13 protein-coding genes and 1 riboswitch are annotated in these 17,702 nt (G+C 72.3%); of the genes, 10 read left to right on the forward strand and 3 right to left on the reverse strand.

Annotated features, from left to right (window positions below):
- Positions 1–7: 7 nt before the first annotated feature.
- From OHA64_RS10985 to OHA64_RS10995, 3 genes are all read right to left on the reverse strand, one after another.
- Entirely contained in the window at positions 8–1,432 is a 1,425-nt protein-coding gene (locus OHA64_RS10985; protein ID WP_405611580.1) for a hypothetical protein, read from the reverse strand.
- 243 nt (positions 1,433–1,675) lie between these two features.
- Positions 1,676–2,815, reverse strand: coding sequence for an alpha/beta hydrolase (locus OHA64_RS10990; protein WP_405611583.1), 1,140 nt, complete (start codon positions 2,813–2,815; stop codon positions 1,676–1,678).
- A gap of 159 nt (positions 2,816–2,974) precedes the next feature.
- Positions 2,975–3,706, reverse strand: coding sequence for a class II aldolase/adducin family protein (locus OHA64_RS10995; protein ID WP_405611586.1), 732 nt, complete (start codon positions 3,704–3,706; stop codon positions 2,975–2,977).
- 195 nt (positions 3,707–3,901) lie between these two features.
- On the opposite strand from OHA64_RS10995, the gene OHA64_RS11000 reads away from it, so the two are divergent.
- The 10 genes from OHA64_RS11000 (at position 3,902) to cobI (ending at position 17,695) form a co-directional block, all read left to right on the forward strand.
- On the forward strand, positions 3,902–4,648 hold the full coding sequence (locus OHA64_RS11000) for a lysozyme (protein ID WP_405611589.1): 747 nt from the start codon (positions 3,902–3,904) through the stop codon (positions 4,646–4,648).
- A 163-nt stretch (positions 4,649–4,811) separates the two neighbouring features.
- Positions 4,812–6,068, forward strand: coding sequence for an anion permease (locus OHA64_RS11005; RefSeq protein WP_405611592.1), 1,257 nt, complete (start codon positions 4,812–4,814; stop codon positions 6,066–6,068).
- Between the two features lie 43 nt (positions 6,069–6,111).
- Positions 6,112–6,333: a hypothetical protein gene (locus tag OHA64_RS11010; RefSeq protein WP_405611595.1), complete on the forward strand. Its 222-nt coding sequence runs from the start codon at positions 6,112–6,114 to the stop codon at positions 6,331–6,333.
- A 143-nt stretch (positions 6,334–6,476) separates the two neighbouring features.
- A riboswitch (cobalamin riboswitch) is annotated at positions 6,477–6,609 on the forward strand.
- A 100-nt stretch (positions 6,610–6,709) separates the two neighbouring features.
- A complete protein-coding gene (locus tag OHA64_RS11015; protein WP_405611598.1) occupies positions 6,710–7,675 on the forward strand; it encodes a cobalamin biosynthesis protein in 966 nt (321 codons plus the stop codon).
- Positions 7,672–9,204: a cobyric acid synthase gene (locus OHA64_RS11020; protein WP_405611601.1), complete on the forward strand. Its 1,533-nt coding sequence runs from the start codon at positions 7,672–7,674 to the stop codon at positions 9,202–9,204. The genes OHA64_RS11015 and OHA64_RS11020 overlap by 4 nt, the downstream gene beginning before the upstream one ends.
- Positions 9,201–12,866 carry a cobaltochelatase subunit CobN gene (gene cobN / locus OHA64_RS11025; protein WP_405611604.1) on the forward strand — a complete coding sequence of 1,222 codons (3,666 nt, stop codon included), beginning with the start codon at positions 9,201–9,203 and terminating at the stop codon, positions 12,864–12,866. The genes OHA64_RS11020 and cobN overlap by 4 nt, the downstream gene beginning before the upstream one ends.
- Positions 12,863–14,875 carry a putative cobaltochelatase gene (locus OHA64_RS11030; protein ID WP_405611607.1) on the forward strand — a complete coding sequence of 671 codons (2,013 nt, stop codon included), beginning with the start codon at positions 12,863–12,865 and terminating at the stop codon, positions 14,873–14,875. The genes cobN and OHA64_RS11030 overlap by 4 nt, the downstream gene beginning before the upstream one ends.
- Positions 14,875–15,474, forward strand: a complete 600-nt coding sequence (gene cobO / locus OHA64_RS11035; protein WP_405611610.1) for a cob(I)yrinic acid a,c-diamide adenosyltransferase — start codon at positions 14,875–14,877, stop codon at positions 15,472–15,474. Before OHA64_RS11030 ends, cobO begins: the two co-directional genes overlap by 1 nt.
- A complete protein-coding gene (locus tag OHA64_RS11040) occupies positions 15,468–16,949 on the forward strand; it encodes a cobyrinate a,c-diamide synthase (RefSeq protein WP_405611613.1) in 1,482 nt (493 codons plus the stop codon). Before cobO ends, OHA64_RS11040 begins: the two co-directional genes overlap by 7 nt.
- Positions 16,946–17,695 (forward strand): precorrin-2 C(20)-methyltransferase, encoded by a 750-nt coding sequence (gene cobI, locus OHA64_RS11045; protein WP_405611616.1) that lies wholly within the window; start codon positions 16,946–16,948, stop codon positions 17,693–17,695. Before OHA64_RS11040 ends, cobI begins: the two co-directional genes overlap by 4 nt.
- The last annotated feature ends 7 nt before the right edge of the window (positions 17,696–17,702 follow it).

Here is a 17,702-nt window from a genome sequence, read left to right on the forward strand (position 1 = left end):
GGGCGGTTCAGCTGCCTCCCGTGTGCACCTGGAAGGCGGCGCGACGCACGGCCTTGGCCAGGGCCGGGTCGGGGTGCGCGGCGGCGAGCGCGACCAGCACCTGCACGGTGCGCGGGTGACCGACGGCACGCACCTCGTCGAGGAGCGCGGGGACGGTCGGTTGCAGCGCGGACTCCAGATGCCGTACCAGCATCGGGGCCTCGCCGTGATCGGCGACGGCGGCGGCCGTGTCGACCCACAGCCAGGTGGCCTCGTCCCGGGTGAGGACCTCGTGGGCGTCCTCCGGGTCTATGCCGTCGTGCTCGGCGAGCCACAGTAGGGCGTACGGGCGCAGTGTGGGCTCGTCGGCCACGGAGCGGACATCGTGCTCGGCGGGGGCGCCGACGACGCGCAGGGCCTCGAAGGCGAGGCCGCGCAGCAGGGCGTCCTCGCCGCGGGCGGCGCCGAGCAGCTCGGTGACAGCGTTGCCGACGGGGCGGGCGGCGAGCCAGGCTCGGTATTCGGCGCGGGCCGCGTTGGGGCGAAGCTGGGCGCAGCCGCGCAGCATGCCCTCGGCTGCCTGCTCGATGTTCCCGGCGGGGCTCTGCGCGGCCACGCAGATCTGCTCCAGCTTGACCCAGACCGCCCAGCTGCCGAGCGGGGTGAGTGTCGCCTGCCCGTCGCCGTAGGTGAGCGCGCCGACGGAGGCGAGGGCCCGCAGAGCCCAGTCGAGAAGGGGCGCGAGAGGGGCGAGGGCGACGTCGGCGACGGGGGGCGGCTGGGGCGGTTCGGGGCGAGCCGGTACCGGCTGGGGGCCGTAGGGAATCTCGCAGCGCTCCGTGCGCAGCTCGGTGACCCGCTGCTCCAGGAGGTCGAGGAGCTGTTCCACGGGGACGGGACCGGCGGACAGCTGGAGAAAGGAGAGCACCTGCGGCATGGCCGAGACGACCTCGGCCACGGCGGACGGTTCGTGACCGGAGGGCTCGGGGAAGGCGAGCGACCAGGCGTCGAAGAGGGCGACCCAGCCGCGCAGTACGGCACTGTCGTCGCGGTTCCAGGCGCGCAGCCGCCAGCCGGGGCGGGCGCTGTCGCCGTGCACCTCGATGAGGCCGGCCAGGCGGGCGGTGTCCCAGTCGGCCCGGACCTGAATTGGGGTCAGGCCCAGGTCGGACGCCGCCTGTTCGGCGGTCTCGTCGGAGAGGGTGCCCTTGCCCTCGGGGCTGGCTCCGTCGCGGCCGGGGCGGAGTGCGGCGTCGGCCCACCGCGCGACGCGGGCCGCGGCGGCCAGACCTGAGCGCGCCATTCTGGCCAGTTCCGCGGGGGCGGGGGTGCCCTCCGGCGGGCGGGGTGCGGGGCGGCTCGGGCGCCGCTGGTTCACAGCTCGGGGGGCGGCGGCCAGGGGTCGCGGGCGGACGAGTCGAAGCCTGGAGTCGCGCGGGATACGGGACGTCACAGGTGCAGTCTTCCGGTTGACAGTCCGAAAACCCAAACGGAATGCCAACGCGGGCGGCGGCGAGGGCGGAAGCAGGGCCCTCGTGTATGGACTCAGGCCGAGATCAGGCCAGTGGTACGGCGTTAAACGGAATCTTTGCTACCGGGGTCGGGAGAGACGCGGCGACGAGGGGACGAGGGGCGAAGCAGCGGTGAAGAGAGCCGGCCGAGGGGCGGCCGAGGAGGGGGAATCGCGGCGGGTGTGTCACATCAGAGGGGTCAGGAAGCGGCGCAGTGCCTCTTCGTAGGCCTCAGGGTCGGCGTTCCACATGGCCGCGTGCGGGGCCTGGCGCACGGTGTGGAGGGCCACGCGGTCGGGGTGGGCGGCGGCGAGGCGACGGGACGGACCCCAGGGGGCCACCCGGTCGTCGGGGCCGTGGAAGATCAGGGTCGGTGCCAGGGCACGGCCGGGCGCGGCGACATCGGCGTCGGCGCCGACGAGGGGATCGGCGGACATGCCGGTGCGGCCCTGTGCGGCGCGCACCGCGAGCGGCAGCAGGACGCCCGGGGTGTGGCGGGCGGCGGCCAGGGCGCGCAGCGTCGTCTGCCAACTGAGCACCGGGGAGTCCAGCACGAGGCCCGCGATGCGTTCGCTCAGTTCCGAGCGCGCGGCGGCGCGCAGCGCCATGGTGGCGCCGGTGGACCAGCCGTGCAGGACGACCCGGCGGGCGCCGTGGGCCACGGCGTGCCGGATGGCCGCGTCCAGGTCGTGCCACTCGGTCTCGCCGAAGTGGTTCAGCCCGTCCGGTCGGCGGGGGGCGCCCGGGTCACCGCGGTAGGCGAGGGCCAGCACCGGGAAGCGGTGGTGGTGCAGGAACTCCATGATGTTCATGGGGTGTTCGCGGGTGGTGCCCAGACCGTGCACGGCGATCACCCAGGTGTCCCGGATCCCGGGCACGAACCAGGCGGGCAGGGTGCCGAGTTCGCCGGGGACGTCCATGTCGGTGTGGTCCAGGCCGAGCGCGGTGGCCGGGTCGCCGACGTGGAGGCTCGGGGTGAGCCAGACCTTGTCGCCGGGCTTCACCGTGCCGTGAGTGACGCGCTCCAGGCGTCGTACGACGGTGTCCGCGGAGCGGGTCTCCGTGCCGAGGACGGGACCGACGACCGCGTGCGATCCGTCTCCGACGAGACCGTACGTTCCCGGGCGCAGGGCGGCCAGGTCGCGGGTGACGGTGATCCGGCCCGCAGCCGTGGCGTGCACGGTGAGCCGGGGATCCGTGGGCAGGGGGAGGCCGGGCGGCGCCTTGAGTGCGGCGTCGCCGGCGAGTCGGCCGACGACGACGCTCGCCGCGCCGGCGGCGAGAACTGCGGTGACGGCAGCGGCCGTCGCTTTGACAGTGCGCACCCGTCCAGTGTCCAGGCCCACCCCGTCACCGGCCAGCGGGAGGACGGCTCGGAGTGACCGCTCTTGCCGGGCGTCCAGGCGACCATGCCACCCGTGGCCTCAACCCCGCGGGCCACACGCCGCCCGAAGCCTCGGGCCTGCGGCCTCACCCCCGCAGCCTCAACCCCGCTGTCCGTACCCCCGCAGCCGCTCCCCCGCCTCCGTCACCTGTGCCTCGGTCAGCAGCGTCGGCGACATCCCCGGGACCGAGGAGGCCGTCAGCCACAGGCGGCACATCCACTCCAGCTGGGCCGTGCGGTCGTAGGCCTGGTCGAGGGTGGCGCCGTGGGTGAGGGTGCCGTGGTTCTGGAGGAGGCAGCCGGAGCGGTCGACGAGGGCGTGGAGCATGTTCTCGGCCAACTCGTCGGTGCCGTACGTCGCATACGGGGCAACCCGGACGGTCCCGCCGAGCGCGACGGTCATGTAGTGGACCGCCGGGAGCTCGGAGACGAGCGTCGAGACGGCCGTGGCGTGCACGGCGTGGGTGTGGACCACGGCCCGGGCGTCGGTGGTGCGGTAGACCGCGAGATGCATGGGCAGCTCACTGGTGGGGACGAGCGTGCCGAGCACCTGGCGGCCGTCGAGGTCGACGCCGGTGACGTCCGTCGGCGTGAGCCGGTCGTAGGGCACGCCCGACGGCGTGACCAGCACGGTGTCCTCGACGCGCACGGAGACGTTGCCGGAGGTGCCGACGACCAGTCCGTCGGAAACCGTCCGGCGGGCGGTGGCGACGAGCGCCTCCCAGGCATGCGCCTCCTCGGGGCGCACACTCCTCCCCCGCGGCTCCCGCACATCCTGTGCGCCCTCACTCGCGCCTCGTACGCCCCGCGGGTCCCGCTGCTCCTCGACCATGTGCCGATCCTGCCAGGCCCGGCGTCAACTCGCCGTGGGGCGGGGGCACTTTAGGCCGGAATCCACCCTTCCGAAAGGTCACGTACCGCCACATAAAGACTCTTTGATCGCTTGGCCGGAGATCACCGAGTATTCGGTGATCTTCCAGTAGCCTCTGGGTGATTTGTCGTGTACGTCGCCATTCCCGGGGGACACATGGCCCGTGATCGCACACCGTTCCGCCGCCGGAGCGCCCTGGTGGCGTCCGTGGCGGCGCTCGCCGTAGGGGGCGTCGCTCTCGCCGGGACGCCGGCCTCGGCGGCGGACCCACCGAAGGGACACGACGTCTCTTCCCACCAGAGGAACGTCGACTGGCAGAAGGCAAGGACGAACGGCGCCAGGTTCGTGTACGTCAAGGCGACCGAGTCCCACACCTATCGCAACCCGTCCTTCGACCGGCAGTACAACGGGGCCCGCGACGTCGGCATCATCCGCGGGGCGTACCATTTCGCACTGCCGGACAGGTCGTCGGGCAGGACACAGGCGGCGTACTTCGTGCGCAACGGCGGCACCTGGAGCGCCGACGGCTGGACGCTGCCGCCCGCGCTCGACATCGAGTACAACCCGTACGACAAGCGACACAAGTGCTACGGGCTGAGCAAGGCCGGGATGGTCAGCTGGATCAAGTCGTTCAGCGGCGAGGTGAAGCGGCTCACGGGCCGCCGTCCGGTGATCTACACCACCGCCCACTGGTGGAACACCTGCACCGGCGGCAGCCGCGCCTTCGCCGCGAACCACGCCCTGTGGGTGGCCCGCTACGACTCCGCGGACGCGGGAGCTCTGCCGACGGGATGGTCGTTCTGGACGCTCTGGCAATACGCCAACAGGGGCGGCCTGCCGGGGGACCAGAACCTCTTCAACGGATCCCTGAACGAGCTCAGAAAGTTCGCCAGGGGCGCGTAACCAAGGGGCACTTGGGCCGCACGGGTCCGGTGGGACTCGGCCGGACCCGGCGGTGCGATAACCATCGCTCCCGGACACCGTGTGGCCTGCTTCAGTTCATCTTCCGTTCATTCAGGTTACTTACGTTCGTCCGGCCAATGACTTCGAACGATTGCCTGGGTAAATGGAAAACTTCTCGCTGATCCTCGCGATTGTGGTCGTAACCGCACTCGCGTTCGATTTCACGAACGGTTTCCACGACACCGCCAACGCGATGGCCACGACCATCTCGACCGGCGCACTGAAGCCCAAGGTCGCGGTGGCCATGTCCGCCGTGCTGAACCTTGTGGGTGCCTTCCTCTCCGTGGAGGTCGCCAACACGATCTCCAAGGGTCTCGTCGACGAGAGCGGAATACGTCCCGAGGTCATCTTCGCCGCCCTGGTCGGCGCGATCCTCTGGAACCTGCTGACCTGGCTGGTGGGTCTTCCCTCCAGTTCCTCGCACGCCCTCATGGGCGGTCTGATCGGCGCCACCATCGCCTCGGCGGGCACGGGCGCCGTCCACGGTGACGTGCTCGTCACCAAGGTCCTGATCCCGGCGATCGCGGCCCCGATCGTCGCGGGGCTCGCGGCGATGCTGGCCACCCGCCTGTCGTACTCCCTCGGCCGGAAGGCCGACGGCAAGGCCGCCGAGAAGGGCTACCGCGCCGGGCAGATCGCCTCCGCCGGCCTGGTCTCCCTGGCCCACGGCACCAACGACGCGCAGAAGACGATGGGCATCATCACCCTGGCCCTGGTCGCCGGCGGTGCCGTCGCCCCCGACTCCGACCCGCCCACCTGGGTCATCCTGTCGGCGGGCCTGGCCATCGCGCTCGGCACCTACCTCGGCGGCTGGCGAATCATCCGCACCATGGGCAAGGGCCTGACCGACCTTCAGCCGCAGCAGGGCTTCGCCGCCCAGACCAGCGCGGCCACGGTCATCCTGGCCTCCTCCCACCTCGGCTTCTCCCTCTCCACCACGCACTCGGTCTCCGGTTCGGTGATGGGCGCGGGCCTCGGCCGCAAGGGCGGCGTCGTCCGCTGGTCGACGGCGACCCGGATGTTCGTGGCGTGGGGTCTGACCCTGCCCGCCGCGGCCCTGGTCGGCGCGCTCGCCGAGTACGTGACCGGGCTCGGGGACTACGGCACGGCCCTCGTCGCCGTCTTCCTGATCGCTTCCAGCGCGGCCATCTGGAAGGTCTCCCGTCGCGAGGTCGTCGACGCGAGCAACGTCAACGAGCCCAGCGGGACCGGTGAGCCGGCCGGTGTGGTGACCGCAGCGATCGCCGCCGTGACCCCGCCCCCGGCGGGCACCGTCACCGAGGAGCTCACGGCCACGATCCCGGCCCCGACCGCCGCGGCCACCGACGCCGCGACACCGCCGGCCACGACCACCGTCTGAGCCCGGTCACCCAGGCACCCACCGGCACGAAGGAAGAAGCAGTATGAAGATCGACTGGGCGGCCCTCGGCTCCGTCTTCGGCGTCAGCCTCGTGGTCACCGTGGCCCTCGTGGCCCTGTTCACCCTCGGCATCATGGGCCTGTCGCGCCGCGAACGGGCCACGGCCCAGGGCGACTCCGCCGCCCTCGCGGTCACCGGCGCGTACGCGTGCTTCGCGGCGTGCGCGGCCGCGGTGGCCTACGGGATCTCACTGATCGTCGCCTGACCTGCGACACCCGGACGACACATGGGGTGCGGGACGGTTCGCCGTCCCGCACCCCATGTCTTTTGTGACGGCTGTGACCGCGCGCGTGTGGGTCTCAGCACACTCTCCCTTCGCAGGTCAACGGCAAGTTGACGGCCCTTCCAAGTGCGTGGTGGACTGCCGGGGCCATGTACGGCGGCAGAAGAGGAAGCCGGTGCGAGTCCGGCGCGGTCCCGCCACTGTCACCGGGGTAGAAAGCCCCGGGAGCCAGGAACTCTCGCCGCCGGTCTCGTCGAACCAGGGCGTGGACACCCTGAGTGAGGACATATCGCCATGCTCGGCTGCCGTTCGAGATCCCGTAGCTGCGCCCTGTCTGTGACAGCGGTCGGCTGAGCCCATGCGTGCCGATCGCGTCTTCGCGTACGGCGCCGCCGCCGGCCTCCTCGGTGACCTGCTCCTCGGTGATCCTCGCCGTGGGCATCCGGTCGCCCTGTTCGGGCGGGCCGCGGGTGCCGTGGAACGGGTGTTGTGGCGGGACCACCGGGGCTGGGGCTCTCTGCATGCCGTCGTGTGCGCCGGTGGCGCCGTCGCGCTCGGGTCCGCGGCCGTTCGTGCCGTACGTACCTCACCCGCCGCTTCCGTCGCGCTGACCGGCGCCGCCACCTGGGCGGTCGTCGGCGGGACGTCGCTCGCGCGGGAGGCCCGGAGCATCGGGCGTGCGCTGGAGGCGGGGGATGTCGCCGCGGCGCGGGCGCGGCTGCCGCATCTGTGCGGGCGGGATCCGCAGGCGCTCGACGCCGACGGGATCGCGCGCGCGGTCGTGGAGTCGGTCGCCGAGAACACCTCCGACGCCGTGGTGGGGGCGCTGGTGTGGGGAGCGGTCGGCGGGGTCCCCGGGCTTCTCGGGTTCCGGGCCGTCAACACCCTCGACGCGATGGTCGGTCACAAGTCGCCCAGGTACCGGCGCTACGGATGGGCGTCCGCGCGGCTCGACGATGTCGCGGGCTGGCCGGGGGCGCGGCTGACCGCCGTCCTCGCGGCGCTCGCGGGACCCGATCCGCGAGGTGCCGTGCGCGCCTGGCGGGCCGACGCGGCACAGCATCCCAGTCCCAACGCGGGGCCCGTGGAGGCGTCGTTCGCGGGCGCCCTCGGGGTGCGGCTGGGCGGGACGTTGTCGTACGGGGGCCGGGTGGAGCACCGGCCCGTGCTGAACGGGGAAGGGCGGGCCGTCACGTCGCACGACGTCGAACGGGCGGTACGCCTCTCGGGGCGCGTCGGCCGGCTCGCGCTCGTCGTCAGCGTCGCCGCACGACTCGCCGCACGACTCGTGACCGGGGAACGAGCGAAGGGGCGTACGCCATGAACGGTGGTCTTCTGGTCGCCGGCACCACCTCCGACGCCGGCAAGAGCGTCGTCACCGCGGGGATCTGCCGGTGGCTGGTGCGGCAGGGCGTCAAGGTCGCGCCCTTCAAGGCGCAGAACATGTCCCTCAACTCGTTCGTGACGCGGGAGGGCGCGGAGATCGGGCGGGCGCAGGCCATGCAGGCTCAGGCCTGCCGGGTGGAGCCGACCGCGGCGATGAACCCCGTGCTGCTGAAGCCGGGCGGTGAACAGAGCAGTCAGGTCGTCCTGCTGGGGAAGCCGGTCGGGGAGCTGAGTGCTCGCGGCTATCACGGTGGGCGGCAGCAACAGCTTCTCGGGACCGTCCTCGACTGTCTCGCTCAGTTGCGGGGCACGTATGACGCGGTGATCTGTGAAGGGGCCGGCTCTCCCGCCGAGATCAACCTGCGGCGGACCGACATCGTGAACATGGGCATCGCCCGCAATGCGCGGCTTCCCGTGCTCGTGGTCGGTGACATCGACCGTGGGGGCGTCTTCGCCTCCTTCTTCGGGACCGTCGCGCTGCTCTCGCCCGAGGACCAGGAACTCGTCGCCGGGTTCCTCGTCAACAAGTTCCGGGGGGACGTCAGCCTGTTGGAGCCCGGGCTCGACATGCTGCACGGGCTGACCGGGCGGCACACCTACGGCGTCCTGCCCTTCCGGCACGGCCTCGGCATCGACGAGGAGGACGGGCTGCGTGTCTCGCTGCGCGGGACCGTACGGGAGTCGAACCTCTCCCCGCCCGTCGGCGAGGACGTCCTGCGCGTCGCCGTCTGCGCGGTCCCCCTCATGTCCAACTTCACGGACGTGGACGCGCTGGCCGCCGAACCCGGCGTCGTCGTGCGGTTCGTGGACCGGCCCGAGGAGCTGGCCGACGCCGATCTCGTGGTGATTCCGGGTACCCGGGGCACGGTCCGTGCCCTGGAGTGGCTCCACGAGCGGGGGCTGGCCGAGGCCATCAGGCGCAGGGCCGCCGAGCAACGGCCCGTCCTCGGCATCTGCGGTGGCTTCCAGGTCCTCGGCGAGCACATCGAGGACGACGTCGAGAGCCGTCGCGGGCATGTGGACGGGCTCGGGATCCTGCCCGTCCGGGTGCGGTTCGCCCGCGAGAAGACCCTCACCCGGCCCGTCGGGGAGGCCCTCGGCGAGCGGGTCGAGGGGTACGAGATCCATCACGGCATCGCCGATGTCACGGGCGGGGACACGTTCCTCACCGACGGCCAGGGGCACAGCCTGGACGGCTGCCGGGTCGGCCAGACCTGGGGCACCCACTGGCACGGCTCGCTGGAGTCGGACGGCTTCAGACGGGCCTTCCTGCGCGAGGTGGCGGCCGCCGCGGGCCGCCGTTTCGTGCCGGCCGCCGACACCTCGTTCGCCGCGCTGCGCGAGGAGCAGCTCGACCGGCTCGGCGACCTGATCGAACAGCACGCGGACACGGACGCGCTGTGGCGGCTCATCGAGTCCGGCGCGCCGCAAGGACTGCCTTTCATTCCACCGGGAGCGCCCGCATGAGCACAGTGTTGTTGTTGTCGACCGCCGACACGGACCTGCTGGCGGCCCGGGCCGCTTCGGGTGCCTCGTACCGGATCGGCAATCCGACCCGGGTGGACGTCACGGAGGAACTGCCGGGACTCCTCGAGGGCGCGGACGTCGCCGTCGTACGACTGCTCGGTGGCAAGCGGGCCTGGGAGGACGGGCTGGCGGCCCTGAAGGCGTCCGGTGTCCCGACGGTGCTGCTGGGCGGGGAGAGCGTTCCCGACGCGGAGTTGATGGCCGAGTCGTCGGTGCCCGCCGGAGTCGTGGCCGAGGCGTTGCGGTACCTCGTGGAGGGCGGGCCCGACAACCTCACCGAGCTGGCGCGCTTCCTGTCGGACACCGTGCTGCTGACGGGTGAGGGGTTCGTCGAGCCGCGGAAGATGCCCGAGTTCGGGGTGCACGGAGAGCGTGCGCTCGAGGCCGGCCGTCCGACCGTCGGCGTGCTCTTCTACCGGGCCCATGAGCTGAGCGGCAACACCGCCTTCGTGGACACGCTGTGCGACGCGATCGAGGCGAGGGGCGTCAACGCCCTCCCCGTGTACTGCGGTTCGCTGCGCGACGCGGACGCCGGGCTGTACGAGATCCTCCAGAAGGCCGACGCCCTGGTCGCCACCGTCCTCGCGGCCGGCGGCACCCACGCCTCGCAGGCCTCGGCCGGCGGTGACGAGGAGGCCTGGGACATCGGAGCCCTCGCCGACCTCGACGTCCCCGTGCTGCAAGGGCTGTGTCTGACGTCCTCCAGGAAGGCCTGGGACGAGTCGGACGCCGCCCTGTCCCCCATGGACGCGGCGATGCAGGTCGCCATCCCGGAGTTCGACGGACGCCTCATCACCGTCCCCTTCTCGTTCAAGGAGCGGGTCGACGACGACACGGCCGACGTGCCGGTGTACGTCGCCGACCCCGAGCGGGCCGCGCGGGTCGCCGGGATCGCCGTGCGGCACGCGCGGTTGAAGCACAAGCCGAACGCCGAGAAGAAGCTCGCGCTGGTCTTCACCGCGTACCCGACCAAGCACTCCCGGGTCGGCAACGCCGTGGGTCTGGACACGCCCGCTTCGGCGGTGCGGGTGCTGGACTCGCTCCGGGACGCCGGATACGTCGTCGAGGGCCACCCCGACAACGGCGACGAGCTGATCCACCGGCTGATCAACGCCGGTGGCCACGACGTCGAATGGCTCACCGAGGAGCAGCTGGCCGCCGCCCCGGCGCGCGTGCCGCTGGCCGACTACCGGGCCTGGTTCGACACGCTCGCCCCGGACCTCAGGGACGGCATGCTGGACGCGTGGGGCGAGCCACCGGGCAGCCTGTACGTGGACGGGGACGACATCGTGCTCGCCTCGCTCCAGTTCGGGAACGTCGTCGTGATGATCCAGCCGCCGCGCGGCTTCGGCGAGAACCCGATCGCGATCTACCACGACCCGGACATGCCGCCGTCGCACCACTACATGGCGGCCTACCGGTGGCTGGAGAACAGTTTCGGCGCCGACGCCGTCGTCCACATGGGCAAGCACGGCACGATGGAGTGGCTGCCGGGCAAGGGGCTCGGGCTCAGCGGCGGCTGCGCCCCCGACGCCGTACTCGGTGAACTCCCGCTCATCTACCCCTTCATCGTCAACGACCCCGGCGAGGGCACCCAGGCCAAGCGGCGCGGGCACGCCACCGTCGTCGACCATCTGGTGCCGCCGATGGCCCGCGCCGACACGTACGGCGACCTGGCCAAGCTGGAGCAGCTCCTCGACGAGTACGCGCTCGTCTCCGACCTGGACCCGACGAAGGCGCCGGCTGTGCGGGCGCAGATCTGGACGCTGGTGAAGGCGGCCGAGCTGCACCACGACCTGCATGTCGACGACCAGCCGGACGACGACTCCTTCGACGAGTTCGTCATGCACATCGACGGCTATCTGTGCGAGATCAAGGACGTGCAGATCCGGGACGGTCTGCACATCCTCGGTGGCGGTCCGGTCGGCGAGCCTCGGGTGAACCTCGTGCTCGCCGTGCTGCGGGCGTCCCAGGTGTGGGGCGGGCAGGCGAACGCGCTGCCGGGCCTGCGGGCGTCGCTGGCCGAGCACTTCGGACTGGTGGAGAAGGAGCTGCTCGCCGAGCCGGGAGCGCCGCTCAAGGTGCCGGTGGAGCTGACGGACCTCGTCGAGGGGCCCGCCCGTTCGGCGGCCGACGCGGTCGACCTGCTGGAGCAGCTGTGCCGGCGGTTCGCCGAGGGCATGGAGGAGCGGGGCTGGGCGGTCGCCGAGAGCGCGCCGCTGGTGCGCGAGGTGCTCGGCACCGAACTCCCCGCCGCCGTCGCCGTGCTGGAGTTCGCCTGCGCCGAGGTGGTACCGCGGCTGGCCCGGACCACGGACGAGATCGACCACATCCTCAAGGCGTTGAGCGGTGGTTACGTACCGGCCGGCCCGTCGGGCTCCCCGACGCGCGGGCTCGTCAACGTCCTGCCGACCGGCCGCAACTTCTACTCCGTCGACCCCAAGGCCATTCCGTCCAGGCTGAGTTGGGAGGTCGGCCAGTCGCTCGCCGACTCGCTGGTCCAGCGCTATCTCCAGGACACCGGCGAGTACCCGAAATCCGTGGGCCTGACGGTGTGGGGCACGTCCGCCATGCGCACCCAGGGCGACGACATCGCCGAGATCCTCGCGCTGCTGGGCTGCCGCCCGGTGTGGGACGACGCCTCGCGCCGGGTGACCGGCTTCGAGGTGGTCCCGCCGGCGGAACTGGGCCGGCCCCGCATCGACGTCACGGTCCGTATCTCCGGTTTCTTCCGGGACGCGTTCCCGCATGTGGTCGGGCTGATCGACGACGCGGTGCGGGCGGTGGCGGAGCTGGACGAGACACCGGAGCAGAACTACGTGCGCGCGCACGCCGACGCGGACACCGCCGAGCACGGTGACCGGCGGCGCGCGACCGCCCGGGTCTTCGGCTCCAAGCCGGGCGCGTACGGTGCCGGGCTGCTGCCGCTGATCGACGCCCGCAACTGGCGCAGCGACGCCGACCTCGCCGAGGTGTACGCGGTGTGGGGCGGCTACGCCTACGGGCGCGGGCTCGACGGGCGGGCCGCGCGCGGCGACATGGAGACGGCGTTCAAGCGGATCGCGGTGGCCGCGAAGAACGTGGACACCCGCGAGCACGACCTCGTGGACGCCGACGACTACTTCCAGTACCACGGCGGCATGGTCGCCATGGTCCGCCATCTGACGGGCACCTCACCGGAGGCGTACGTCGGCGACTCGGCGACACCCGACCAGGTGAAGACCCGCACGCTCGGCGAGGAGACGCACCGCGTGTTCCGCGCCCGGGTGGTCAACCCGCGCTGGATGGCGGCGATGCGGCGGCACGGCTACAAGGGCGCCTTCGAGATGGCGGCGACGGTCGACTACCTCTTCGGGTACGACGCGACGGCCGGGGTCGTCGACGACTGGATGTACGAGAAGCTCAGCGCCGAGTACGTCTTCGACCAGGAGAACCGGGACTTCATGAAGAAGTCCAACCCCTGGGCGCTGCGCGGCATCACCGAACGGCTCCTGGAGGCCGCCGAGCGCGGGCTGTGGGCCGAGCCGGACGCGGACACCCTGGAACGGCTGCGGGCCACCTACCTGGAGCTGGAAGGCGATTTGGAGGGCGACGACAAGTGAGTACCCCGTTCCCGTTCACGGCCGTCGTCGGCCAGGACGACCTGCGGCTCGCGCTGCTGCTGAACGCCGTGTCCCCGGCGGTCGGCGGAGTGCTGGTGCGCGGCGAGAAGGGCACCGCCAAGTCGACGGCGGTGCGGGCGCTCTCGGCGCTGCTGCCGGAGGTCTTCGTGGTCCCCGGCTGCCGTTTCTCCTGCGACCCCGCCTCACCCGACCCCGACTGCCCGGACGGACCGCACGAGACCGGCGGCGGCGCCCCGCGTCCCGCCCGCATGGTCGAACTCCCCGTCGGCGCCTCCGAGGACCGGCTCGTCGGCGCCCTCGACATCGAGCGGGCGCTCGCCGAGGGCGTCAAGGCCTTCGAGCCGGGGCTGCTCGCCGACGCGCACCGCGGGATCCTGTACGTCGACGAGGTCAACCTCCTCCACGACCACCTGGTCGACCTCCTCCTCGACGCGGCGGCGATGGGCGCCTCGTACGTCGAACGCGAGGGTGTCTCCGTACGGCATGCCTCGAAGTTCCTGCTCGTCGGGACCATGAATCCCGAAGAGGGCGAACTGCGGCCGCAGTTGCTCGACCGGTTCGGGCTGACCGTCGAGGTCGCGGCCTCGCGGGAGCCCGACCAGCGGGTGGAGGTGGTACGGCGGCGGCTCGCGTACGACGACGACCCGGCCGGCTTCGCCGCGCGGTGGGCGGACGAGGAGGCCGCCGTACGGGCGCGGATCGTGGCGGCACGAAAGCTGCTGCCGTCGGTGCGGCTGGGCGACGGGGCGCTGCGGCAGATCGCGGCGACCTGTGCCGCGTTCGAGGTGGACGGCATGCGGGCCGACATCGTGATGGCGCGGACGGCGACCGCGCTGGCCGCGTGGGCCGGGCGGACGGACGTGCTCGCGGAGGACGTACGGCAGGCCGCGCTGCTCGCGCTGCCGCACCGCAGGCGACGCAACCCCTTCGACGCGCCCGGACTCGACGAGGACAAGCTCGACGAGACCCTGGAGGAGTTCGGCGGCTCGGACGACGAGGATCCGGAACCCGACGGGCCCGGTCCCGACGGAGACGGCGGGGGCGGCGGACAGCCGCCGTCCGAGGGGCCCGAGGGCGGCGACACCGGTGCGCGGCCCGAGGCCGGGGAGCAGGACGGGGAGCCGCAGTCCCCCGGCGGCGGCTCGGGTGAGCAGCAGCCGACGCGGGCCTCCGAGCCCTTCCGTACCAAGGTGCTGAGCGTGCCCGGACTCGGTGAGGGTGCCGCGGGAAGGCGTTCGCGGGCGCGGACCGAGCAGGGGCGCACGACCGGGGCCCGGCGGCCCCGGGGGGCGCTGACCAAGCTGCACCTGGCGGCGACCGTACAGGCGGCGGCGCCGCATCAGCGGGCGCGCGGTCGGTCGGGGCGTGGGCTGGTCGTGCGGCGGGACGATCTGCGGCAGGCGACGCGGGAGGGGCGCGAGGGCAATCTGGTGCTGTTCGTCGTCGACGCCTCCGGGTCCATGGCGGCCCGGCAGCGGATGAGTGCCGTGAAGGGTGCCGTGCTGTCCCTGCTGCTGGACGCCTATCAGCGGCGGGACAAGGTGGGGCTGGTGACCTTCCGGGGTTCGGCCGCCGAGGTGGCGCTGCCGCCGACCTCCTCCGTGGACGCGGCCGCGGTGCGGCTGGAGTCGCTGCCGACGGGTGGCCGGACGCCGCTCGCGGCGGGTCTGCTGCGGGCGCACGAGGTGCTGCGGGTGGAGCGGCTGCGGGATCCGGCCCGGCGGGCGCTGGTCGTGGTGGTGACCGACGGGCGCGCCACGGGCGGCCCGGAGCCGGTGGCGCTCGCCGGGCGTGCGGCCCGGCTCTTCGCGGCCGACTCGGTCGCCTCCGTGGTCGTGGACTGCGAGTCGGGGCCGGTGCGGCTGGGGCTGGCCGGACAGCTCGCGGGTGAGCTGGGCGGCACGGCGGTGACGTTGGACGAGCTGCGGGCGGACTCGATCGCCGGTCTCGTCAGGGAAGTTCAGGGCGATTCGAGGAGGGCCGCGTAATGCCGCAGGGACAACCGAGTGTCGTACCGGAGGACGGACTGACGACCCGTCAGCGGCGTAACCGGCCGCTGGTCGTCGTGCACACGGGCATCGGGAAGGGCAAGTCCACCGCCGCTTTCGGTCTCGCGCTGCGGGCCTGGAACCAGGGGTGGCCGATCGGGGTGTTCCAGTTCGTCAAGTCGGCGAAGTGGAAGGTCGGCGAGGAGCGGGCGCTGCGGGTGCTCGGGGACTCCGGCGAGGGCGGGTCCGTCGCCTGGCACAAGATGGGCGAGGGCTGGTCCTGGGTTCAGCGGGACTCGCAGATGGACAACGAGGAGAAGGCCCGGGAGGGCTGGGAGCAGGTCAAGCGGGATCTGGCGGCCGAGACGTACCAGCTGTACGTGCTGGACGAGTTCGCCTATCCCATGCACTGGGGGTGGATCGACACCGACGAGGTCGTCTCCGTGCTCCGGGACCGGCCCGGAACCCAGCATGTCGTGATCACCGGACGCAACGCCCCCGAGAAGCTGGTGGAGTTCGCGGACCTCGTCACCGACATGTCCAAGGTCAAGCATCCGATGGACGCCGGGCAGAAGGGGCAACGGGGCATCGAATGGTGACGTCCTCCGTCCCTCGGCTGGTCATCGCCGCGCCCTCCTCGGGCAGCGGCAAGACCACCGTCGCCACGGGGTTGATGGCCGCGTTCGCCGCGCGGGGGCTCGCCGTGTCCCCGCACAAGGTCGGGCCGGACTACATCGACCCCGGGTACCACGCGCTCGCGACCGGGCGGGTGGGACGGAACCTCGACGCGTATCTGTGCGGGCCGGAGTTGGTCGGGCCGTTGTTCGCGCATGGCGCGCGGGGCTGTGACATCGCCGTCGTCGAAGGGGTGATGGGGCTGTACGACGGGGCCGCCGGGGAGGGTGAACTGGCGTCCACCGCCCATGTGGCGAAGCTGCTGCGGGCGCCGGTGGTGCTGGTCGTCGACGCCTCGTCGCAGTCCCGGTCGGTGGCAGCGCTGGTGCACGGGTTCGCCTCCTGGGATCCGGAAGTGCGGATCGGGGGCGTGATCCTCAACAAGGTCGGATCGGATCGGCACGAGGAGCTGCTGCGGGAGGCGTTGGAGTCGGCCGGGGTGCCGGTGCTCGGTGTGCTGCGGCGGGTGGCTCAGGTGGATACGCCGTCGCGGCATCTGGGGCTGGTGCCGGTCGCCGAGCGGCGGGCTGAGGCCGTGGATGCGGTGGGTGCCATGGCCGCGCAGGTGGTCTCCGGGTGTGATCTCGAGGGGCTGCTCGGGCTGGCGCGCAGTGCGGGGGACTTGTCCGGTGCGGCTTGGGACGCGGCTGAGGTGCTGGTTTCTTCGCCCCCTCCGCCCCTTCCCGTCCCGTCCCTGGGGGCTGCCGCCCCCAGGCCCCCGCTTCGGCCTGAACGGCCTCGTCCTCAATCGCCGGACGGGCTGAGTGAAGCGGACGGGCGTTTCAAGGAACTGCCCGCCGTGAGAGTCGCCGTCGCCGGTGGTCCCGCCTTCACCTTCTCCTACGCCGAGCACACCGAACTTCTCACCGCGGCCGGTGCCGAGGTCGTCACCTTCGATCCGCTCCGGGACGAGCAACTGCCCGACGGAACAAGTGGGTTGGTGATCGGCGGCGGGTTTCCCGAGGTGTACGCCTCCGAGCTGTCCGCCAACGAACCCCTGCGCAAGTCCGTCGCGGCGCTCGCGGAGAGCGGTGCTCCCGTCGCCGCCGAGTGTGCCGGGTTGCTCTATCTCTGTCGTGAGCTCGACGGGCTGCCTATGTGCGGAGTGCTGGACGCCACCGCGCGGATGAGCGAACGGCTCACGCTCGGGTACCGGGACGCCGTGGCCGTCAGCGACAGCGTGCTCGCCGAGGCCGGGACGCGGATGCGGGGGCACGAGTTCCACCGGACCGTGATGGAGCCCGGGGCGGGGGAGGTCGCCGCCTGGGGTGTGCGCACCCCCCGACGGCGGCTCGAAGGTTTCGTACAGCAGGGTGTGCACGCGAGTTATCTGCACACGCACTGGGCGTCCGAGCCCGGTGTCGCCCGTCGGTTCGTGGAGAGGTGCCGGACGTCATGAGCAGCAGACTGATCGGAGTCGGGGTAGGGCCCGGGGACCCGGAGCTGGTGACCGTCAAGGGCGTCAACGCTCTGCGGGAGGCCGAGGTGGTCGTGGTCCCGGTGATGGCCGCGGCTGACGGGAAGGACGGCGGCGAGCGGGGGCGTGCCGAAGCGACCGTCCTGCACTACGTGCCCGAGGAGAAGGTCGTACGGGTGGTGTTCGCGCTCAACGAGCGCAGTGACCGGGCGCGGCGGGAGGCCGCCTGGGACGCGGCCGGGGAGCGGGTCGCCCGGCTGCTGGAAACCCGGGGCTCCGTCGCCTTCGCGACCATCGGCGATCCGAACGTGTACTCCACCTTCACCTATCTCGCGCAGACCATCACCGAGCTGGTGCCGGGCGTGGTCGTGGAGACGGTGCCCGGTATCACCGCGATGCAGGACCTCGCGGCACGCTCGGGGGCCGTCCTCACCGAGGGGACCGAGCCGCTCACGCTGGTACCCGTCACCGCCGGGGCCGCCGCGCTCAAGGACGCCCTGAACGGGCCCGGGACCGTCGTCGCGTACAAGTTCGGGCGGCAGTCGCAGGAGGTGGCCGAGGCGTTGCGGGAGACCGGGCGGATCGACGACGCCGTGTGGGGGTCGGCACTCGGACTGGAGTCCGAGTCCATCCGGCCGGCCGCCGACCTCGACGGTGCTCCGCTGCCGTATCTCTCCACGCTCATCGCACCCGCTCGGCGCGACGGCGGCCGGGGCGGCAAACTGTGAGCCCGTC

Origin of the sequence: Streptomyces sp. NBC_00076 (genome assembly GCF_045041235.1) — a bacterium.
In the GTDB taxonomy this organism is placed as follows: Bacteria; Actinomycetota; Actinomycetes; order Streptomycetales; family Streptomycetaceae; genus Streptomyces.